1 protein-coding gene is annotated in these 639 nt (G+C 54.8%); it reads left to right on the top strand.

Annotation, left to right across the window (positions count from 1 at the left end; translation table 11 throughout):
• Positions 1-52: 52 nt before the first annotated feature.
• Positions 53-639: transposase (locus FS767_RS21575; RefSeq protein ID WP_178102762.1), on the top strand; the 587-nt coding region annotated here is incomplete at its 3' end.

The following is a 639-nucleotide window of genomic DNA, read 5'->3' as shown; positions in this document are numbered from 1 at the left end:
GGGGGTGTCAGAAATTTTGTGTTCGGGCATAACATGAGTAAGAGGTGCATGTATGCCAACCAAAAAGAAACCCCTGCGTGACCTACCAAAAATCCCCAAGGATCTGCTCGAACAATTCGGTGAGGGGCTGATGACCGCGGAGGCTATCGAAGACGCTTCTGCGGCCTTCAAGAAGGCCTTGATTGAGCGAGCATTGAGTGCCGAGCTCGGTCACCACCTGGGGTATCCGCCGGGCGCGCAGCGCCCAGAGGATGAAACTAACCAGCGCAACGGCAAGACTGGCAAGACCGTTTTGACGGGTGATGGCCCGCTGCGTCTGGATATCCCCCGTGATCGAGATGGCAGTTTTGCTCCCATTCTGATTCCCAAGCATGAGCGGCGTTTTACCGGTTTTGATGACAAGATCATCGCCATGTATGCCCGAGGCATGTCCGTCCGTGAAATCCGCGCTTTCCTCTCTGAGCAATACGGGACGGACGTTTCCCATGACTTCATCAGCTCGGTCACGGACGAGGTGATGGAGGAAATTGGTTCGTGGCAACAGCGACCGCTTGAGCCGATGTACCCAGTCATTTTCTTCGATGCGTTACGGGTCAAGATCCGAGAAGAAGGCCTTGTCCGCAACAAGGCGATTTACTT

Origin of the sequence: Pseudomonas sp. DE0010, from assembly GCF_007680745.1 — a bacterium.
GTDB lineage: Bacteria > Pseudomonadota > Gammaproteobacteria > Pseudomonadales > Pseudomonadaceae > Aquipseudomonas > Aquipseudomonas parafulva_B.
Note: the sequence above shows the minus strand (reverse complement) of the source record. Positions and strands in the feature narration are given on the sequence as shown.